The following is a 17,363-nucleotide window of genomic DNA, read 5'->3' as shown; positions in this document are numbered from 1 at the left end:
AGTTTTCTGACTCTATACTATATTTTCACGCGGAGATAAAAGGTAGCCACCAGATTATCTTTGCATGATTTTTCACAAATTAAGGGGGGGCACTTAGTGGCAAAGAATCGTGAGTTTGGGAATCGCAGGCTTCATTCACTTCTAGGAGTAATTCCAATTGGTCTATTCCTAATTTTTCATTTATCGGTAAACTTTATGGCAACAAAAGGAGAAGAGACTTTTAATGGGGCAGTTCATTTGATTGAGTTTACGCCCGTAAAGATTTTGGTTGAATGGATCGTCATCTATCTACCAATCCTTTTCCATGCTGTGTACGGAATTTACATTGCCTTTACAGCAAAAAACAATTTAGGCAGATTTAGTTTCTTCCGTAACTGGATGTTCATGCTGCAACGCTTGACTGGAATCATAACTTTGATCTTCCTTGTTTGGCATATCTGGCAGACAAGAGTTCAAGCAGCTATGGGTGCTGAAGTTAACTTTGACATGATGGCGGAGATTTTCTCTAATCCATTCATGATTGGGTTCTATATTGTCGGTATTATCTCAGCAATTTTCCACTTTGCTAATGGATTATGGTCATTTGCAGTGAGCTGGGGTCTGACAGTTTCACCAAGATCGCAAAGAATCATGACTTACTTTACATTGATCGTTTTCGTTCTTCTTTCTTATATCGGAGTTAGTGCAATTTTCGCTTTCGTATAAGAAGATAGAGTTCATTTATAAGTATTAGGAAAAACATAGCTTGGCTAATGGAAATAAGGGAGTGACAGAATTGGGTAAAGGTAAAATAGTTATCGTTGGTGGAGGTCTAGCTGGATTAATGGCTACGATCAAAGCAGCAGAGCTGGGACAACAGGTTGATTTATTTTCTTTAGTGCCTGTTAAACGCTCTCACTCAGTTTGTGCCCAAGGCGGAATCAACGGGGCAGTAAATACAAAAGGTGAAGGGGATTCTCCATACATCCACTTCGACGATACAGTTTATGGCGGAGATTTCTTGGCTAACCAACCGCCGGTTAAAGCGATGTGCGAAGCAGCACCATCGATCATCCACATGTTTGACCGTATGGGTGTAATGTTCAACCGTACTCCGGAAGGTCTTCTTGATTTCCGTCGTTTCGGTGGTACTCAACATAGCCGTACAGCATTCGCTGGTGCAACAACTGGTCAGCAATTACTTTACGCATTGGACGAGCAGGTTCGCCGTTATGAAGTTGAAGGCCTTGTAACGAAATATGAAGGCTGGGAATTCCTTGGAGCTGTTATCGATGATGAGCAAACAGCACGCGGTATCGTAGCTCAAAACCTGACTTCAATGGAAATCAAATCATTCCCTGGCGACGCAGTCATCATGGCAAGCGGCGGCCCTGGAATCATTTTCGGTAAATCAACTAACTCAATGATCAATACAGGATCAGCAGCTTCCATCGTTTATCAACAAGGTGTAAATTATGCAAATGGTGAGTTCATTCAAATTCACCCGACAGCAATCCCTGGAGATGACAAACTTCGTCTGATGAGTGAATCCGCTCGTGGTGAAGGTGGACGTATCTGGACATATAAAGACGGAAAACCTTGGTATTTCCTTGAAGAAAAATACCCTGCTTATGGTAATCTTGTACCTCGTGATATCGCGACTCGTGAAATCTTCGACGTATGTATGAACATGAAGCTTGGCATAAATGGAGAAAACATGGTTTACCTGGATCTATCACATAAAGATCCTAAATTACTTGATATAAAACTTGGCGGAATCATTGAAATCTACGAGAAATTCATGGGTGAAGATCCTCGTAAAGTTCCAATGAAAATTTTCCCTGCCGTTCACTATTCTATGGGCGGACTTTGGGTGGATTATGACCAAATGACTAACATCAAAGGTTTATTCGCTGCAGGTGAGTGTGATTACTCACAACATGGCGGTAACCGTCTTGGTGCGAACTCACTTCTTTCTGCAATCTATGGTGGTTCAGTCGCTGGACCGAATGCCGTTAAATATATTGAAGGCCTTGATAAAACTTCAGAATCCATTCCTTCTTCATTGTATGAAGGGTACGAAAAACAAGAACAGGAGAAATGGAATGAAGTTATGTCTCTTGATGGTAACGAAAATGCGTACATCCTTCACAAAGAACTTGGTGAGTGGATGACACAGCATGTTACTGTAGTTCGTTACAATGACAAGCTGAAAGAAACGGATAACAAGATTCTTGAGCTGATGGAACGTTACAAGAAAATTAACATCAATGACACGGCAAAATGGAGTAACCAAGGAGCAGCATTCACTAGACAGCTGCAAAACATGATGCAATTGGCTCGTGTAATCACAATTGGTGCGTTAAACCGTGACGAAAGCCGCGGAGCGCATTACAAACCTGATTTCCCGGAACGTAATGATGAGGAATTCATGAAAACTACTATGGCAACATTCAAAGGCTTGGATCAAGCACCTGAATTCCATTATGAAGATATTGATGTATCACTGATCGCACCGCGTAAACGTGACTACACTACGAAACACTAAAGAGGGGGAGCAAAAAAATGGTTGAAACTAAATCTGAGACTAAAACAGTCCGTTTTATAATCACTCGTCAAGATACACCGGATTCAGCTCCTTATGATGAGGAATTCGAATTAGCGTACCGCCCGAATATGAACGTAATTTCCGCTCTAATGGAAATTCGTCGTAATCCAGTAACTGTACAAGGCAAGCACACTACAGCAATCGCATGGGACATGAACTGTCTTGAAGAGGTATGTGGTGCTTGTTCAATGGTTATCAATGGTAAACCAAGACAATCATGTACAGCTCTTATCGATCAATTGGAGCAGCCGGTTCGTCTAGCTCCAATGCGTACATTCCCTGTTGTTCGTGACCTGCAAGTCGATCGCAGCCGTATGTTCGACTCATTGAAAAAGGTAAAAGCATGGATTCCAATCGATGGAACGTACAATCTTGGACCAGGACCTCGTATGCCAGAAAAGAAACGCCAATGGGCTTACGAGTTATCTAAATGTATGACTTGCGGTGTTTGTTTGGAAGCTTGTCCGAACGTAAACAGCAATTCAGACTTCATTGGGCCACAACCATTATCGCAAGTTCGTTTATTCAATGCACATCCAACAGGTGCAATGAACAAAGCTGAACGTTTAAATACGATCATGGGTGACGGAGGACTTGCAAACTGCGGTAACTCGCAAAACTGTGTGCAGTCTTGCCCTAAAGGAATTCCTTTAACGACTTCGATTGCCGCGTTGAACCGTGATACTACGATCCAACAATTCCGTAACTTCTTCGGAAGCGATGAAGTTTAATAATGAACATGAAAGAACCTGTATCATATGATATGGGTTCTTTTTTTCATTGTTTTACATACGTAGACTTGGTTGGAATCGACATTGTAATAACGATTTAGGATCGAAGTGTAAATGCGGCACCAAGCCAACGGTGAAGGATTTGATTAATGAAGTGAAGTTGATAAAATTAACCTGCTTCCGATAGAAAATCCTTTTCATTATCGCTGTTTTCTTATAAAATGAGTGAATAGTCATTCAATTCAGAAAGGGTGTGCACAAGTTGGGCAGAATATCATATATCGATAATATAACGGAGTGGATCAATGATTTTTCTTTTAAACATGAGATTAAGGTCCGCTTTTCGGAAACTGATATGTTTGGGCACTTGAATAACACGATTCCTTTTACTTATTTTGAGGAGGCTCGGATTGAGTATTTCAACAGTATGGGGTTCATGAAGGATTGGACCTCGGCTGAATGCGGTGAGATGCCGGTTGTTGCAAATTTACAGTGTGATTACCTGAAGCAGGTGTTTTTCAATGATCAGTTGACAATTCATGTGAAAGCTGACCATATCGGAAATTCTTCAGTAGACATACATTATATGGGAACCAAACAAGATGGTTCAATTTGTTTAACGGGCAGGGGGACGATTGTACAAGTCTCCAAGGCCACTGGAAAGCCCGTACCTTGGACGGAAGAGATGAAGCGATCGATGTGGCATACAGAGCTGAACATTCCTAAAAATATTTCCATTTAGACAAGTAAAAGAGTCACTCCATAGCCTCAGCCGACATACTATATCTTGACTAAATAGACACCCACTCCGGGTTTTATGCTGGTGAAGGCAAGGAGGGTAACATTACTTGAAGGAGAACGAATTCACTCATAAGCCACTACTCACCAAAAGAGAAAAAGAAGTATTTGAGTTACTAGTACAAGACAAAACAACAAAAGAAATCGCAGGTGAATTGTTTATTAGCGAAAAAACAGTTCGAAACCATATTTCGAATGCGATGCAGAAGCTTGGAGTTAAAGGACGTTCGCAGGCAGTCATAGAACTCCTTCGTATGGGAGAACTTAAGCTTTAATGTGTTAACTCTTAATACGTAAGCCTTATAAATAATTTCTCTCCCGTTTATTGGCAGCATATGAGGAAGGGCAAAGCAACTTGGTTGTTTTGACTTCTTTGGATGCTGCTTATTTTTATGTATGGGGTTTCATTATGCTTCCAGGCAATCAATCTTGAAAATCATTTCACTTTCATCCAAAATGGTAGTATGATAAGTTTCATGAAGTGGGGAGCTGTGTGTATGGATGAAGAGAAGCAGGCGGCATATGTAGCCGATATCGAGAGGGAATTGCGCTATGTATCGACATGGCTTAAACAAAGGGGAAGAGAAATTCTCCATGATTATAAAATTACCATTCCTCAATTCGTGGCTTTGCAATGGCTTTTTGAATCAGGCGACATGACGATTGGCGAATTGTCCACGAAGATGTTTCTCGCCTTCAGCACAACGACGGACCTGATTGACCGCATGGAGAAACATCAGCTTGTTCAGCGTGTCAGGGATGAAAAGGACCGGCGTGTGGTTCGAATTCACCTTCTTGAAGAAGGTGAACGGATTATCGAAGAAGTAATTAATAAACGGCAGCAGTACTTGAGTGGCGTGTTAGTCAATTTTAACGAATCTGACATCAGGTCCCTCAAAGGGATTCTAGCAAAACTACATCTAGAAATGAAAGAAAAATGAGGCGAGTTTTTTGAAACAACCGATAGGCATCATTGATTCAGGGGTAGGCGGCTTGACAGTAGCTAAAGAAGTCATGCGTCAGCTTCCAAATGAAAATATAATTTACTTAGGTGATACAGCAAGATGCCCTTATGGGCCGAGGACTAAAAAAGATGTCCAAACCTTCACATGGCAGATGACGAGGTTCTTGATGAAGAAGGATATAAAAATGCTGATCATCGCTTGCAATACAGCGACTGCAGCTGTACTGGATGAGATCAGGGCAATACTGCCGATTCCTGTGTTGGGTGTCATTCATCCAGGGGCAAGGGCGGCATTGAAAGTTTCTGATTCCTTGCATATTGGCGTTATTGGTACGGAAGGCACGGTAAAAAGCAAAGCTTATGACGACGCTCTTGCCTCCATCAATTCCGATGTGAAAGTAGATAGTTTAGCATGCCCGAAATTTGTCCCAATCGTGGAAAGCGGGGAGTTTCAAGGGGGTATCGTCAATAGGGTCGTGGCACAAACCTTGAACCCGTTGAAGAAAACGAAGATCGACACATTGATCCTTGGCTGTACCCATTATCCACTGCTGGGGCCTGTAATCTCTTCCTATATGGGGGATGAAGTACAAGTCATTTCCTCTGGGGAAGAGACGGCCCGTGAAGCAAGTGTCATTTTGGATTACTATAAATTAATCAATAAAAGCAAGCTCCGTCCAGTTCATCGCTTTTACACAACCGGTTCAAGAGATATGTTTGGTTCCATCGCTTCGAGCTGGCTTGGTATTCATGTCAATGACATCGAAACAATTAAAATTGATCACTTATAAGGCTTCCATTTGGAAGTCTTTTTTTTCACGAGGGGAAAAATGAAAATATATTGTTATGTATATAGCTGCAAGCCAGGAAGGATATATCGCTAGAGAAGATGGAAGCATAGATTGGCTTTAAGGGACAGAAGGGAAAGGGATTCGATTGTTCCAATCAGGATTTCCTGAAATCCCAATGAAGCTGACAAAGATACAGCAGTACGGTCAAGATGCCGGCTCATTATCAGAGAGAAAAATAATTGGTCTATTTTCCCCTAGGGCTCGTATAAATAGGAGTACAAACTGTCCTAGGAGTGATTTTATGTCCAATAAATCAAAAGTAACAATGGTTGTGACCATTCTGGCATCTTCTTTTTGGCTTTCGGGCTGCGGATTATTTGGCGGTGAAGAGAAAAAGGAAATTGATCCTCCAAAGGATGTTTCTTTAGTCGAGGATGAATCTTCTTTGAAAGAAACAGAAATGAATGGTGAGGAAAAGCCAGCGGCTGATGGAGAAGAAGGTGCTGTTGAATCGAAAACGGTGAAGACGGAGTTATATTTAATTGATAAAAGCGGGTATGTGGTTCCACAGACATTGGAACTTCCTAAATCGGAAGCTGTCGCTAAACAGGCCCTTGATTACCTTGTCAGTAACGGACCAGTCACGGATAAACTTCCAAATGGGTTCAGGGCCGTCATTCCTGCCGATACCCAAATAAGCGTGAACATTAAAGACGGAGTGGCTGTAGCGGACTTTTCACCGGAGTTCAAAAACTATCAGAAAGAGGATGAACTTAAAATCCTTCAAGCCATTACATGGACCCTGACACAATTCGACTCGGTCGATAAAATCCAAATGAGAATCAATGGGGAAGATATTTCCGAAATGCCGGTCAATGGCACACCGATAGATGAAAATATCTCAAGGTCGTCAGGAATCAATATCGATACGAGTGACGTAGTCGACATTTCCAATACAAAAGCATTGACCGTTTATTATGTAGGCGGTGACGAGGAGTACACATATTATGTTCCGGTGACGCGCAGGATCAGTGAAACGGTGTCTGATAATGTAACAGCAGTCATTAAGGAATTAACGAAGAGTCCTTCGGGTTCTAGCCTGCAAACAGGGTTCATGAGTGATGTAGCTTTACTTGACGAGCCTAAAGTGGCAGAAGGTAAGGTCAGCCTCAATTTTAACGAAAATATCCTTGGAAGCTTTAAAGAGAAAAAGGTATCACAAGAAGTCCTTGATGCCTTGGTCCTTTCTTTAACGGAACAGAAAGGAATTGAAAGCGTTGAAGTACAAGTGCAGGGCAGCGCAGATGTTCTTAATGAAGAAGGAAAGAAATTATCCGAACCAGTGGTACGTCCAGAGAAAGTCAACACAGGAAGTTTTTAAGGGACGATATTATATTAGAAATAGCAGAATGAGGCAGCTAGAAGCTGTCTCTTATTTTTTTGCCTCCAGAATTGAATTACCACCCTTTTAGAGCCCCTGTCGTATAAATCTTAATTATTGCATTAGATGAAAACTAATACCCCTGCCTGGCAATTTCTCGTATCGTGAGAAAGTTTTTACATAAATAAATTTTTAAAAGGGGAAATTACTTTTAATAATGCAATCAATGGGGGGATATTATGGATCAAAAGGTAATTCAGGCTGTACACATCTATGTTTTAATCATTATGAATACAGGATTCATGGTACATGTCCTGCTCCTTCCCAATATCTTGACCGCATCTCAACGCGATGCATGGATAAGTGTCATAATAAGTGTTGTTCCCTGTATCGTTTGGACCCTATTTATTTTTTATATTTATAAAAAACTAGATAAAGAAGATATAATCGCTTTTCTAAAAAAATGGTCTACACCTTTTGTTACATATATTTTCACTATAGCATTTGGGTTGTACTTTATATTTAACGCCTTCATTACCGTCAAATTTACAGTGATTTGGGCAAAAGCTAATTATACTCATGACATCCCAAACATCGTAGTCGTTAGCCTATTCACTTTTATTTGTATTTTTGCAACTTATAAAGGAATACGCACCATAAGTACTTTGGCTCTCCTGTTCCTTCCGTTCGTCACTTTTTTTGGGATATTTGTGGGGCTGGGGAATACGAGTAATAAGAATTATGAATTGTTGTTCCCGATATTTGAAAGCGGGTATCGCAATACTCTAAATGGTATTTTGTATACGAGTGCAGGATATTTAGAAATTATCGTTTTTTTATTTTTGACTCCTTACCTGAAAGATAAGCTAAAAGCCAAGTGGCTTTTATTAGTTGGTGTAATTTTAATCATGCTTTCGTTAGGGCCCCTCATGGGAGCGATTGCAGAATTTGGTTCTGTGGAAGCAGTGAAAATGAGGAATCCAGCTTATGAACAGTGGAAGTTGTTAAGGTTTGGCTATTATATTACTCGACTCGATTTCCTTTCCATTTTCCAATGGCTTTCAGGTGCCATGATTCGAATAAGTTTATGTTTATTTATAGGATATAAATTAATCTCAAATTCAAAACATCAGAAGTGGATACTGCTTTTCCTATATTCAATGATTGTTTTTGGGACGCTAATCCATTGGGATGCCACTTCATTTTTTTATTTTATATACAAATATTTCTTTCCAATCAGTAGTCTGTTTCTCTTAAGTGCTGCAATTATACTGTTATTCCTTACTATAAAAAAGGGAAAAGGAAAAGGTGAAACATTATGAGGAAGGGAAAATTGAATGGAACTCCTTCTTGCATTGACCAAATCCAAAAATGGTTCGAACATTCCTCTGATGTTGTTTTAAGAAAAAAAACATTTGATCCTGAAGGTCGTTATTTGTTGGGGTTTTTATATGCGCCAAACTTAGTCGATATGCAATTTATCAATGAAGTGATACTGCCTACAATATCAAAAGCGGTTCAAGAAAATGGCGAATTAACAATTGATCAATTAAGCAATATTATGGAGATCAGTACGCTAAAAAAAGACTCCGATTTAAAAGAGGGAGTAGAAAGCATTCTTTTTTCAGGAGACCTAATCATTATTAATGAATCTTCTAATGAAATTTACTATACCCCATTAGCTAATTCCCCTAAGCGCAGTCCGGAAGAATCCAATATAGAATCTTCCATTCGCGGACCTAGAGATGGATTTGTTGAGAATATATCGGATAACATGTCTTTAATTCGCCAAAGGTTAAAAACGTCAACACTTAAATGCATTGAATATACAATCGGGAAAAGAAGTAAAACTAAAATATTGCTACTTTATATAGATGACATTATTAATCCCTCGATTCTTTTGGATATTAAAAAACGATTGGATTCATTAAAGGTTGATATCATAGTCAGCAGTTACCAAGTTGAAGAACTCCTATATGATACTCAACTTTCCATCTTCCCTTTAATGGATTATATCGGTCGACCGGACTTTGTTGTTGAATCCTTGAATCAAGGGCGCTTTGCCATCCTGGTGGACGGGAATCCGACATGCTTGATCGGACCGACCAGCATTAATCAGTTACTGTATTCTGCTGATGACGCACATGCAAGTTTTTTTTATATTAGTTTCATGCGCCTCATTCGTGTAGTCGCCTTATTTGTAACGGTTGCGTTACCTGGTTTTTTTATAGCGTTAGTTTCCTATCAATTCGACCAAATTCCCTTTTCGCTTCTTGCGACGATTTCAATCACGAGACAGGGATTACCGATACCTGCTTCGTTGGAGGCTTTCATGATGATCATATTGTTTGAACTATTTAAAGAAGCTGGTCTTCGCCTGCCAAAAGCTGTAGGTCCGACGGTTTCTGTATTGGGTGGGTTGATCATAGGTGATGCAGCGATTCGGGCAGGGCTGACTTCACCCTCCATGCTTGTAATAATAGCTGTTACAGTTCTCGCAAGCTATACCTTAATCAATCAGAATATTGCTGGGAATATCGTTCTTATAAGGTTATTCATATTTGCCTGTTCAGCGTTTTTAGGCTTGTTTGGATTCTTCATGGGAATATTCCTTATCTTGATTGTTGTGGTTTCCTTGGAAAGTTTCGGCCAGCCTTTTGTGAATCCACTTTCCAAACCAAATAAATCGGATATGTTAAAAGTCTTATTTAGGCTACCGTATGGGATGTTAAGGCAGCGGAATCAAGCTATACAGTCCACTGATAATGAACCTCAAAAGGAGTCAAACGAATGAGAAAGCTAATTGCAGTCATGGTTATTGGCTGTCAACTTTTACTGACGACAGGATGCTGGGGAATGAAGGAAATTCAAGCGCAAACATATGGATCAGCCCTAGGGATCGATTATAAAGAGGGTGAATTCATCTTATACTTTCAAGCGTTGAATTTTGCGGATATTGCAAAACAAGAGGGGGCCGCTGTATTACAAGAAAGATCTACTGTTGTCATTGGGGAAGGTAAAGGGGAAAGTATCGAGGAAGCATTTACCGAATTAGAACAACATGCGGCATTACCGCTTTATATCGGGCATATTAACTCCTTCATTTTAAGTGAGAGTGTAATCAAGAATAAAATGAAGGATTTCATTGAATATGTAGGAAAAGAGCCCTTATTGCGATACAATTCATGGCTGTTCGTTACGAACGAGGATATTAAAAAGGTGTTTGACAGTAATAGTTTCTTTAATCTTCCTAACTTATTCACGATCATTCAAAGGCCAGAGACCGTTATTAACGAGAACTATTTCATTTCCCCGTTAAAATTCAGTGAACTGGTTTCGAAGTTTTATCAACCGGTTGGTTCCATTTTAATTCCCTCTTTGGTCATAAATGAGCATCATTACTCAGAGGGCGGGAAGGAAAAGAAGATACCAACGTTGAATGGCGGCTATGTTTTATCAAAACAACAATATAAAGGGTTCGTAAGTAAACAAGATTTGATAGGTTTAAAATGGGTTGAAAATAAGGCGACAGTGCTGTTCTTTTCGCTGAACAAACAAAAGGTAAGTGTTGAAATCATGGACCCCAATACAAACATCATGGTGTTGGAACAGCAAAAGAAACCCTTATATGATTTAAAGGTTAGAGCAAATGGAATATTGAAACAAAATATAGATGACTTAGATATGGAAAAAATCGAAAAAAAGGTAGAAATAAAAGTTAAGGAAGATATTTTGAAGACATTGGAGACAGGGGGAAAAATAAATACAGACCTTTTTAACATCAGTGAAAAGGCATACAGATACCATGTCAATAAATGGGATAATAAAATTATTAATTCCTTTGATAAGACTTCAATAAATAACATAAAAGTTAATATCCATATTGAACATAGTGAAAATTACAAACGTTAGATTACAAGTTACGGCTTATTGCAGATGAGGGAGTTGTGTTAGACTAAACTTATCTGGATAATTCAGCGGCAGTTGTTGAACGTGAAAGGCAGCGCTGAATTCGTCCGTTTGGCACTGGAGAAGAAGCGGCTTTTACATATAACAAGTTACAGCGGATTCTTTCTTAGCCCCAAAAGAGCTTCATGCCGATAAAATAAAAAAGGGTGAAATGATAAATGAAGACAGTAATCATTGCAACGAAAAATAAAGGGAAAGCCAAGGAGTTCGAAAGCTTATTCTTTGCAAAAGGATATGAAGTCAAAACACTTCTCGATGTACCGGATGCTCCTGATGTTGAAGAAACAGGCACGACTTTTGAAGAAAACGCGATCCTGAAGGCAGAGGCCATTGCCCATCAGCTAGGCCACTTTGTCATTGCTGATGACTCAGGATTGATTGTAGATGCATTAGAGGGCCGTCCCGGCGTATATTCAGCGCGCTATGCTGGAGAGTCCAAGAGTGATGAAGCAAACACGGAAAAAGTCCTCCGGGAGCTGGAAGGCGTGCCAAAAGAGGATAGAACGGCGAGATTTTATTGCGCATTGGCACTAGCGTCACCCAACCAGGAAACGATTACGGTATCGGGAACGATGGAAGGCTTGATAACAGAACAGCCTTCTGGAACGAATGGATTCGGTTATGATCCCATCTTTTTTGTTGAGGAACAGGGTAAAACAAACGCCGAATTGACAAAAGAGGAAAAAAACAAAATCAGCCACCGTGCCAACGCATTGAGGGCTCTAGATGAAAAACTTGATCCATTTCTAAAAAGGGAAGAAGGAATGTGACGATGAAAGTGCTAATAATGAGTGACAGTCATGGCTTAACTCATGAAATCAGCATGATTGCCGACCGTCATAAACAAGAGGTTGCTGCCATGATCCATTGCGGTGATTCAGAGTTGGAAAAAAATGACCCTCATATGTCGGAGTTCTTAGCCGTTCGTGGGAATTGTGACTATGATTCGGCATATCCGAATGATATTGTGGAGAGTATCGCAGGCAAGCGTTTCTTCCTTACGCATGGGCACCTCTATAACATAAATATGACCTTGATGAACCTATCATATAAAAGTGAAGAGACAGGGGCGGATATTATTTGCTTTGGCCATTCCCACGCTGCGGGTTCAGAATTGATTGACGGCAAGCTCTTCATCAACCCGGGAAGCATACGGCAGCCGCGTGGACGAAAAGAGAAAACCTATGCCATTTTGGATATCGGAAATGACCAACTTGAAATCATCTTTTATGACCTTGAAGGAAAAATCGTTGAGGAATTAAGAAATGCTTATCAAATGGAATGACTTCATGTATTATGAACAGGAAGCGTTTTTACCCGCTTCCTGGTTCATAAAAAAGAAAAAACTTTTTATGAAAAGCCGTTGACTTTCTTTTGATATCCTACTATAATAAGAAGTGTCCTAAGGGAACAGTTAAGGTAATACATAAGTTTTACCGCAACTTATATCATAAACGTCTCAGTAGCTCAGCTGGATAGAGCAACGCCCTTCTAAGGCGTCGGTCGGGAGTTCGAATCTCTCCTGGGACACTAACTTAGTGGATTTAAATCCCGCTACGAAAACCTTCTATATCGTTTAGTGAAACGGTCAGTATAACGGTCATGTGAGAAATTACACCGTATATCGATTTATCCTACTAACGATATAAGAGGTTTTTTTCGTATGACCAAAAGAAAAGGATTATTAGATGTTGAAGTAGAAATAAGTTATATATGATAACTTCGAATTGTTCGATAAAGTGTATTCTCCATTTTTTACTGCAAACTTCATTCAAATACCATGATAAATATTGAATTAATGGTAGGGGTGTTCTAAAACTCTTCAAAATTATATATTACTAGTATTGCAATGAGTGTTATATTAAGTTATAATAAGAATCACCATTACGGTCTAAGTTCGAAAAGTGGCCGTTATACTGAACTGAAGAAAAATAGCGATATGTCTCAGTAGCTCAGCTGGATAGAGCAACGCCCTTCTAAGGCGTCGGTCGGGAGTTCGAATCTCTCCTGGGACACTAACTTAAAGCCAAAACCTTTAAAAGGTTTTGGCTTTTTTTCTTTTTTGTTTTATGGATGATATGCAGCAAGAAGTTTTTTATTTCATATTTATCGCAGGTGGATGACCTTTTATGTCGAACTTGTTATAAATAAGGAGATGTTTAAATGAATAAAGATAGATTATTTAAGTTCATTCAAACTTCCACTCGGGGTAATTTCTTTTCAGTAGAGATAACCGAAGATGGAACTGAAGTAGTTCAATTAGCCAGGGAGTTAGAAAAAGAAGGAAGAATCAAATTGAGGGAATGCACACGAAAAGAACAAGGTGTTTATCTGGAAGGAATACTTAAGTTTGTGCCTAGCAATACTTAATGAGCTCTGACGAAGGAACTATATTAGGAATTTCATATGATCCACAGAAAATGGCATCCATGATCGGATGCCTCAGTTTGTAGACAAGAGGGGTTCGGAATTAGAAAAATTCCGAACCCCTCTTGAAATTCCCTTTGAATTTTCGCCTAAAATTAAGAGAATGGGGCTCAGTGAGTCCACTATGTTAGGCGATGCCTAGAACTTTCCATGTCAATTGGCTATCTTCTTTAAATTAAAGGCAGCGAAAGTAAGCATCGCCTGCATAGACAGTTTTTAATTCCCTTTAAAGTTAGTTTGACCAATATCATTGGATCAATACTTGGGCGTCCTACCTCTGAATATATACCTTTCAACAAATCATAAATGAAAGAGAAGTCAATGGCAGTCTCAATTTTACGAATCAAATGGTTCGCCGACACTAGTTGATCTAAAGTAATCATTTCAAGTTGATTTCACTGAATAGAATCATGTTTAGAAAGGCACCCTCATCACCCCAAGTTTTAATAATTCTATTTTAAAACAATAAAAATCTTAGGCAAAAAGGTTCTATCTAAAAGTTAAAATAAAGTTGATTGGAGCGGGTGTGCGAGACTCCTGCGGGAAAAGCGAGTCCGAGGGAGACCCCGCAGGCGCGCCGAGGAGGCTCCCGGACCGCCCGCGGAAAGCGAGTGCCTGGAGAGGAAATCAACGTTTAAATTGTACAGTCTGAGGTATCCGTGATCGGATGCCTTTTTTCTATTTAATGTTTTTTTATGATTTCACGGTTGCTGGAGTTATAAAAAAATCAGGAAAAACATTGACATAAATCAAACAAATTAATATTATGTTTATTATATTATAAACTTTATAGGGAAGTGTTTGTTTTATGAAGGACGCTGAAATGTTTTGGAGCGCGTCTCAGGATGAGCTTAAACAAGGGTATATCGAAGGTGAGAATCAATATGTTTGTTTGCTGTGCGGAAATGCAATTGAAAAGGGGATCGTATACCCGAAAGATGGGATTCTTTATGAAGCGAAGAGGTATATGGGAATTCATATTGAACATGCACACCGCTCAGTTTTCGATTACTTGATTGATCTCGATAAGAAACTTACAGGTCTTACGGACCATCAAAATCGCCTTCTTCGCCTTTTTTACCAAGGGAAGAATGATGCTGAGGTTCAGGAGGAAATGGGGATTGGGAGTCCTTCCACCATTCGGAACCATCGCTTTGTGTTGAAAGAGAAAGAGCGTCAGGCTAAGTTGTTTTTAGCCCTGATGGAACTTTTGAAAGATAAAGATGAACATGCGCCGGCATTTATCCCGCTTCATCAAAAAGCAAGGATGGTCGATGATCGTTATAACGTTACCGAGGATGAAAAGGTGACTGTACTGAAAAAATACTTCCCAAAAGGCAGTCAGGATGCATTAAAGTCTTTCCCGCCAAAGGAAAAACAAAGGCTGATCATTCTCCAAGAAATTATGAACCGTTTTGAAAAAGAGCGGAAATACGAAGAGAAAGAAATCAATCAAATATTGGGTGCAGTTTATCCTGATCATGTTCTATTGAGAAGATATTTAATAGAATATGGATTCTTGGATAGAAAGCCTGATGGGAGCCAATATTGGCTGAAGAAATGATGACTGGAGGCATGAAATATGGATCGTAAAAAAGAATTGAAGCAATTATATAAAGAAACGAAAATTGAAGCAGGTGTATACCAAATCAGAAATACGGTAAATAATAAAGTCTTTATCGGAAGCACCAGGAATTTAAAGACGTTGAAGGGGAAACAATTTGAATTGGAAGTCGGAACAAACACGAATAAAGTGCTGCAAGGTGAGTGGAACGAATATGGGAAAGATGCTTTTTCTTTTGAGGTACTGCAGGTATTGAAACCGAAAGAAACAGGATTCTTTGATGCTAAACGGGAATTGAAAAAACTTGAAGAAGAGTGGTTGGAAAAAATACAGCCATACGAAGAACGGGGATACAATAGAATGAAATCCAACTGACTTGTATGTAGCCTTTAGAGATTCTCCGTGATTCCCGGCTCCTAGTTATTGGTGGTTCCTTTATCCCCTTGGAGAGTGGGGGATTGGTGTCCTTATACACGAATTACTACCCTTGCACAAGGGAACTTCGGGTCTGAGTGGGAAGAAAAATAAAAGAATACATGGAAAAGGATAAAAAGAACGGCTGAATTTGGGCGTATTCAAAACAGGGAGTCATTTATGGCTCCTTTTTTGCGGGAAGAAAATCAGAGGATCTCACTTGTTGTTAGTTTTTAAATGGTTTAAGCTAGTAATGAGGGAACTTATTAAAAAAAGGGGAAACCCATGGGGGACCTTCACTAAATAATTAATTTTAGGAGTTGCGAATGAAAAAAATAGGATGGACCATAACGGGGATAGGAACAATCGTTGCGCTGGGGGCATTGCTTTATCCTTTGAATGTTATTGATAAAACACTATGTATATATTTATTACTCGGCGGTGCAGGGCTAATGTTTGTCGGGTCTATAATCAGGGCTTTTCGGCTACTGAAAAGATGATTGATTTTTAAGGTTGATTAAAATCGTGCGATTAAGGTGATGACATGGAGAAAGACCAATTGAAATATGCCCAGCAGCATTTGGCTAATGAACGTACCTTCTTAGCGTGGATAAGAACGGTTATTGCGATAGTGGGGGTTGGTTTTCTTGCGACAAGCCTGCATTTTACGATTGGTGTGCATCGGGATGCCCGGATTGACTTGATCAGTATCGTGCTTGGGATGTTTGCTTGTGCATTGGGCCTTGTGATTACAGTTCTGGCGACATTCGGTTATCTTCAGAAGAAGCGGCAAATCAATGAAGGGACGTTCCGGCCTTCAAGTGCGCACGTAATTCTAATCGCTGTTTTTATGGTCATATTGTTATCGATGATCATTTTATATTTTGTGTTCATAAAAGTTTAAAACTGTCCTAACCTAATAGGGCAGTTTTTTTCAGTTTCTACTATTATATACTTATTCTTACATTATCATGGTAAGATTTCTTCCATTAATTAAATGCAATCAAAAAACGAAAGCTTGAAAAATACTGTATTTCATTTTGGGTATGAAAGAATAATTAAAAACTTTTAAAAGCAATTTCTTTCAGTATTGTGCACGTCAGCCATGGAAAAACTTAGTTTTTACCGGAAGAGTATATCAGCTGCAAGGAAAAGATCAATCAAGTTTTGTCTTTTGCCTTTCTTGAAAAAAATTTATCAGACATCATCAGTTTGTGAATAAACTTCACATGGTCAACGCAGTTTTAAACTCTTGGAAGTACTTTACTTTATTCAATTTCGATCACGTTTTAAATATTTGTTTAATTTCCATTTTGTGAGATATGATAAAGAGGAACTAAAAGGAGGTCATCAAGATGGTGGATATCAAAAAAGGTGAAAGTTCTTTTTTTGTCGAAGAATCTGGTGAGAAACTAGCGGAAATCACATTCTTTAAATCAGGTGATGATGAAATCACGGTCGATCATACCGTTGTTTCTGACAAGCTTCGCGGACAAAAGGTAGGAAATGCCCTTGTTGAAAAGGTAATAGGGTTCGCAAGGGAGGAAAAACTGAAAATTGTTCCGGTATGTTCGTTCGTTCAAAAACAATTTGAAAAAAATGCAGAATACGAGGATGTATTGGCTAAATGAACCAGAGGGCTGGACCAGGGGATGAGTAATATCACCTGTGTTCAGCCCTTTGGCATTTTTTTTAGATAATCTTCACCCCTTCAATACTCCAAGAAAATAATATTAA

At 39.4% G+C, this 17,363-nt stretch carries 19 protein-coding genes, 2 tRNA genes and 2 pseudogenes; 22 read left to right on the top strand and 1 reads right to left on the bottom strand.

Annotated features, from left to right (window positions below):
- Positions 1–96 precede the first annotated feature (96 nt).
- From FNK51_RS19530 to FNK51_RS19450, 16 genes are all read left to right on the top strand, one after another.
- Entirely contained in the window at positions 97–705 is a 609-nt protein-coding gene (locus FNK51_RS19530) for a succinate dehydrogenase cytochrome b558 subunit (protein WP_141994375.1), read from the top strand.
- A 70-nt stretch (positions 706–775) separates the two neighbouring features.
- Positions 776–2,527 (top strand): succinate dehydrogenase flavoprotein subunit, encoded by a 1,752-nt coding sequence (gene sdhA / locus FNK51_RS19525; protein WP_076366267.1) that lies wholly within the window; start codon positions 776–778, stop codon positions 2,525–2,527.
- Between the two features lie 17 nt (positions 2,528–2,544).
- Positions 2,545–3,318 carry a succinate dehydrogenase iron-sulfur subunit gene (sdhB, locus tag FNK51_RS19520; RefSeq protein WP_034308984.1) on the top strand — a complete coding sequence of 258 codons (774 nt, stop codon included), beginning with the start codon at positions 2,545–2,547 and terminating at the stop codon, positions 3,316–3,318.
- 262 nt (positions 3,319–3,580) lie between these two features.
- Entirely contained in the window at positions 3,581–4,060 is a 480-nt protein-coding gene (locus FNK51_RS19515) for an acyl-CoA thioesterase (RefSeq protein WP_141994374.1), read from the top strand.
- Between the two features lie 106 nt (positions 4,061–4,166).
- Positions 4,167–4,391 carry a helix-turn-helix domain-containing protein gene (locus FNK51_RS19510; protein ID WP_028392149.1) on the top strand — a complete coding sequence of 75 codons (225 nt, stop codon included), beginning with the start codon at positions 4,167–4,169 and terminating at the stop codon, positions 4,389–4,391.
- Between the two features lie 222 nt (positions 4,392–4,613).
- Positions 4,614–5,057, top strand: a complete 444-nt coding sequence (locus FNK51_RS19505; RefSeq protein ID WP_098370109.1) for a MarR family winged helix-turn-helix transcriptional regulator — start codon at positions 4,614–4,616, stop codon at positions 5,055–5,057.
- Between the two features lie 10 nt (positions 5,058–5,067).
- Positions 5,068–5,871: a glutamate racemase gene (gene racE / locus FNK51_RS19500; RefSeq protein ID WP_098370035.1), complete on the top strand. Its 804-nt coding sequence runs from the start codon at positions 5,068–5,070 to the stop codon at positions 5,869–5,871.
- Between the two features lie 301 nt (positions 5,872–6,172).
- Positions 6,173–7,252, top strand: coding sequence for a GerMN domain-containing protein (locus FNK51_RS19490; RefSeq protein WP_098370036.1), 1,080 nt, complete (start codon positions 6,173–6,175; stop codon positions 7,250–7,252).
- Between the two features lie 239 nt (positions 7,253–7,491).
- Positions 7,492–8,574: a GerAB/ArcD/ProY family transporter gene (locus tag FNK51_RS19485; RefSeq protein WP_141994373.1), complete on the top strand. Its 1,083-nt coding sequence runs from the start codon at positions 7,492–7,494 to the stop codon at positions 8,572–8,574.
- The gene (locus FNK51_RS19480; RefSeq protein WP_141994372.1) at positions 8,571–10,046 is read left to right on the top strand and encodes a spore germination protein; all 1,476 of its coding nucleotides are present in this window, start codon (positions 8,571–8,573) and stop codon (positions 10,044–10,046) included. The genes FNK51_RS19485 and FNK51_RS19480 overlap by 4 nt, the downstream gene beginning before the upstream one ends.
- On the top strand, positions 10,043–11,164 hold the full coding sequence (locus tag FNK51_RS19475) for a Ger(x)C family spore germination protein (RefSeq protein WP_141994371.1): 1,122 nt from the start codon (positions 10,043–10,045) through the stop codon (positions 11,162–11,164). Before FNK51_RS19480 ends, FNK51_RS19475 begins: the two co-directional genes overlap by 4 nt.
- Positions 11,165–11,379: 215 nt before the next feature.
- A complete protein-coding gene (locus FNK51_RS19470) occupies positions 11,380–11,991 on the top strand; it encodes an XTP/dITP diphosphatase (RefSeq protein WP_141994370.1) in 612 nt (203 codons plus the stop codon).
- Between the two features lie 2 nt (positions 11,992–11,993).
- Complete coding sequence (locus tag FNK51_RS19465) at positions 11,994–12,506, top strand: metallophosphoesterase (RefSeq protein WP_141994369.1); 513 nt, start codon at positions 11,994–11,996, stop codon at positions 12,504–12,506.
- Positions 12,507–12,677: 171 nt separating this feature from the next.
- Positions 12,678–12,751, top strand: a tRNA-Arg gene (locus FNK51_RS19460).
- A 411-nt stretch (positions 12,752–13,162) separates the two neighbouring features.
- A tRNA-Arg gene (locus FNK51_RS19455) sits at positions 13,163–13,236 on the top strand.
- Between the two features lie 148 nt (positions 13,237–13,384).
- On the top strand, positions 13,385–13,591 hold the full coding sequence (locus FNK51_RS19450; protein WP_141994368.1) for a hypothetical protein: 207 nt from the start codon (positions 13,385–13,387) through the stop codon (positions 13,589–13,591).
- Positions 13,592–13,878: 287 nt separating this feature from the next.
- Here FNK51_RS19450 and FNK51_RS27800 read toward each other — a convergent pair.
- Positions 13,879–14,031: pseudogene (locus FNK51_RS27800) on the bottom strand (transposase); the annotation flags it as partial.
- Positions 14,032–14,456: 425 nt separating this feature from the next.
- Here FNK51_RS27800 and FNK51_RS19440 point away from each other — a divergent pair.
- The 6 genes and pseudogenes from FNK51_RS19440 (at position 14,457) to FNK51_RS19425 (ending at position 17,257) form a co-directional block, all read left to right on the top strand.
- On the top strand, positions 14,457–15,212 hold the full coding sequence (locus tag FNK51_RS19440; RefSeq protein WP_144526590.1) for a DUF2087 domain-containing protein: 756 nt from the start codon (positions 14,457–14,459) through the stop codon (positions 15,210–15,212).
- Positions 15,213–15,230: 18 nt separating this feature from the next.
- The gene (locus FNK51_RS26965; RefSeq protein ID WP_098370044.1) at positions 15,231–15,587 is read left to right on the top strand and encodes a GIY-YIG nuclease family protein; all 357 of its coding nucleotides are present in this window, start codon (positions 15,231–15,233) and stop codon (positions 15,585–15,587) included.
- A gap of 52 nt (positions 15,588–15,639) precedes the next feature.
- A pseudogene (locus tag FNK51_RS19435) lies at positions 15,640–15,775 on the top strand (2TM domain-containing protein); the annotation flags it as partial.
- A 177-nt stretch (positions 15,776–15,952) separates the two neighbouring features.
- On the top strand, positions 15,953–16,126 hold the full coding sequence (locus FNK51_RS26695) for a hypothetical protein (RefSeq protein ID WP_181762300.1): 174 nt from the start codon (positions 15,953–15,955) through the stop codon (positions 16,124–16,126).
- Positions 16,127–16,170: 44 nt separating this feature from the next.
- Positions 16,171–16,530: a YidH family protein gene (locus FNK51_RS19430; protein WP_098370045.1), complete on the top strand. Its 360-nt coding sequence runs from the start codon at positions 16,171–16,173 to the stop codon at positions 16,528–16,530.
- 451 nt (positions 16,531–16,981) lie between these two features.
- The gene (locus tag FNK51_RS19425) at positions 16,982–17,257 is read left to right on the top strand and encodes a GNAT family N-acetyltransferase (RefSeq protein ID WP_081395481.1); all 276 of its coding nucleotides are present in this window, start codon (positions 16,982–16,984) and stop codon (positions 17,255–17,257) included.
- The last annotated feature ends 106 nt before the right edge of the window (positions 17,258–17,363 follow it).

This window comes from Bacillus sp. B4EP4a (genome assembly GCF_006680105.1).
Classification (GTDB): domain Bacteria; phylum Bacillota; class Bacilli; order Bacillales; family DSM-1321; genus Peribacillus; species Peribacillus simplex_E.
Note: the sequence above shows the minus strand (reverse complement) of the source record. Positions and strands in the feature narration are given on the sequence as shown.

Bases quoted from the DNA above. Each gene is read 5' to 3' on its own strand.
- FNK51_RS26695 (WP_181762300.1), top strand. From the start codon at position 15,953: ATGAAAAAAATAGGATGGACCATAACGGGGATAGGAACAATCGTTGCG.
- FNK51_RS19505 (WP_098370109.1), top strand. From the start codon at position 4,614: ATGGATGAAGAGAAGCAGGCGGCATATGTAGCCGATATCGAGAGGGAA.
- FNK51_RS19450 (WP_141994368.1), top strand. From the start codon at position 13,385: ATGAATAAAGATAGATTATTTAAGTTCATTCAAACTTCCACTCGGGGT.
- FNK51_RS19475 (WP_141994371.1), top strand. From the start codon at position 10,043: ATGAGAAAGCTAATTGCAGTCATGGTTATTGGCTGTCAACTTTTACTG.
- FNK51_RS19470 (WP_141994370.1), top strand. From the start codon at position 11,380: ATGAAGACAGTAATCATTGCAACGAAAAATAAAGGGAAAGCCAAGGAG.
- FNK51_RS19440 (WP_144526590.1), top strand. From the start codon at position 14,457: ATGAAGGACGCTGAAATGTTTTGGAGCGCGTCTCAGGATGAGCTTAAA.
- FNK51_RS19485 (WP_141994373.1), top strand. From the start codon at position 7,492: ATGGATCAAAAGGTAATTCAGGCTGTACACATCTATGTTTTAATCATT.
- FNK51_RS19490 (WP_098370036.1), top strand. From the start codon at position 6,173: ATGTCCAATAAATCAAAAGTAACAATGGTTGTGACCATTCTGGCATCT.
- FNK51_RS26965 (WP_098370044.1), top strand. From the start codon at position 15,231: ATGGATCGTAAAAAAGAATTGAAGCAATTATATAAAGAAACGAAAATT.
- FNK51_RS19425 (WP_081395481.1), top strand. From the start codon at position 16,982: ATGGTGGATATCAAAAAAGGTGAAAGTTCTTTTTTTGTCGAAGAATCT.
- sdhB (WP_034308984.1), top strand. From the start codon at position 2,545: ATGGTTGAAACTAAATCTGAGACTAAAACAGTCCGTTTTATAATCACT.
- FNK51_RS19480 (WP_141994372.1), top strand. From the start codon at position 8,571: ATGAGGAAGGGAAAATTGAATGGAACTCCTTCTTGCATTGACCAAATC.
- FNK51_RS19465 (WP_141994369.1), top strand. From the start codon at position 11,994: ATGAAAGTGCTAATAATGAGTGACAGTCATGGCTTAACTCATGAAATC.
- FNK51_RS19430 (WP_098370045.1), top strand. From the start codon at position 16,171: ATGGAGAAAGACCAATTGAAATATGCCCAGCAGCATTTGGCTAATGAA.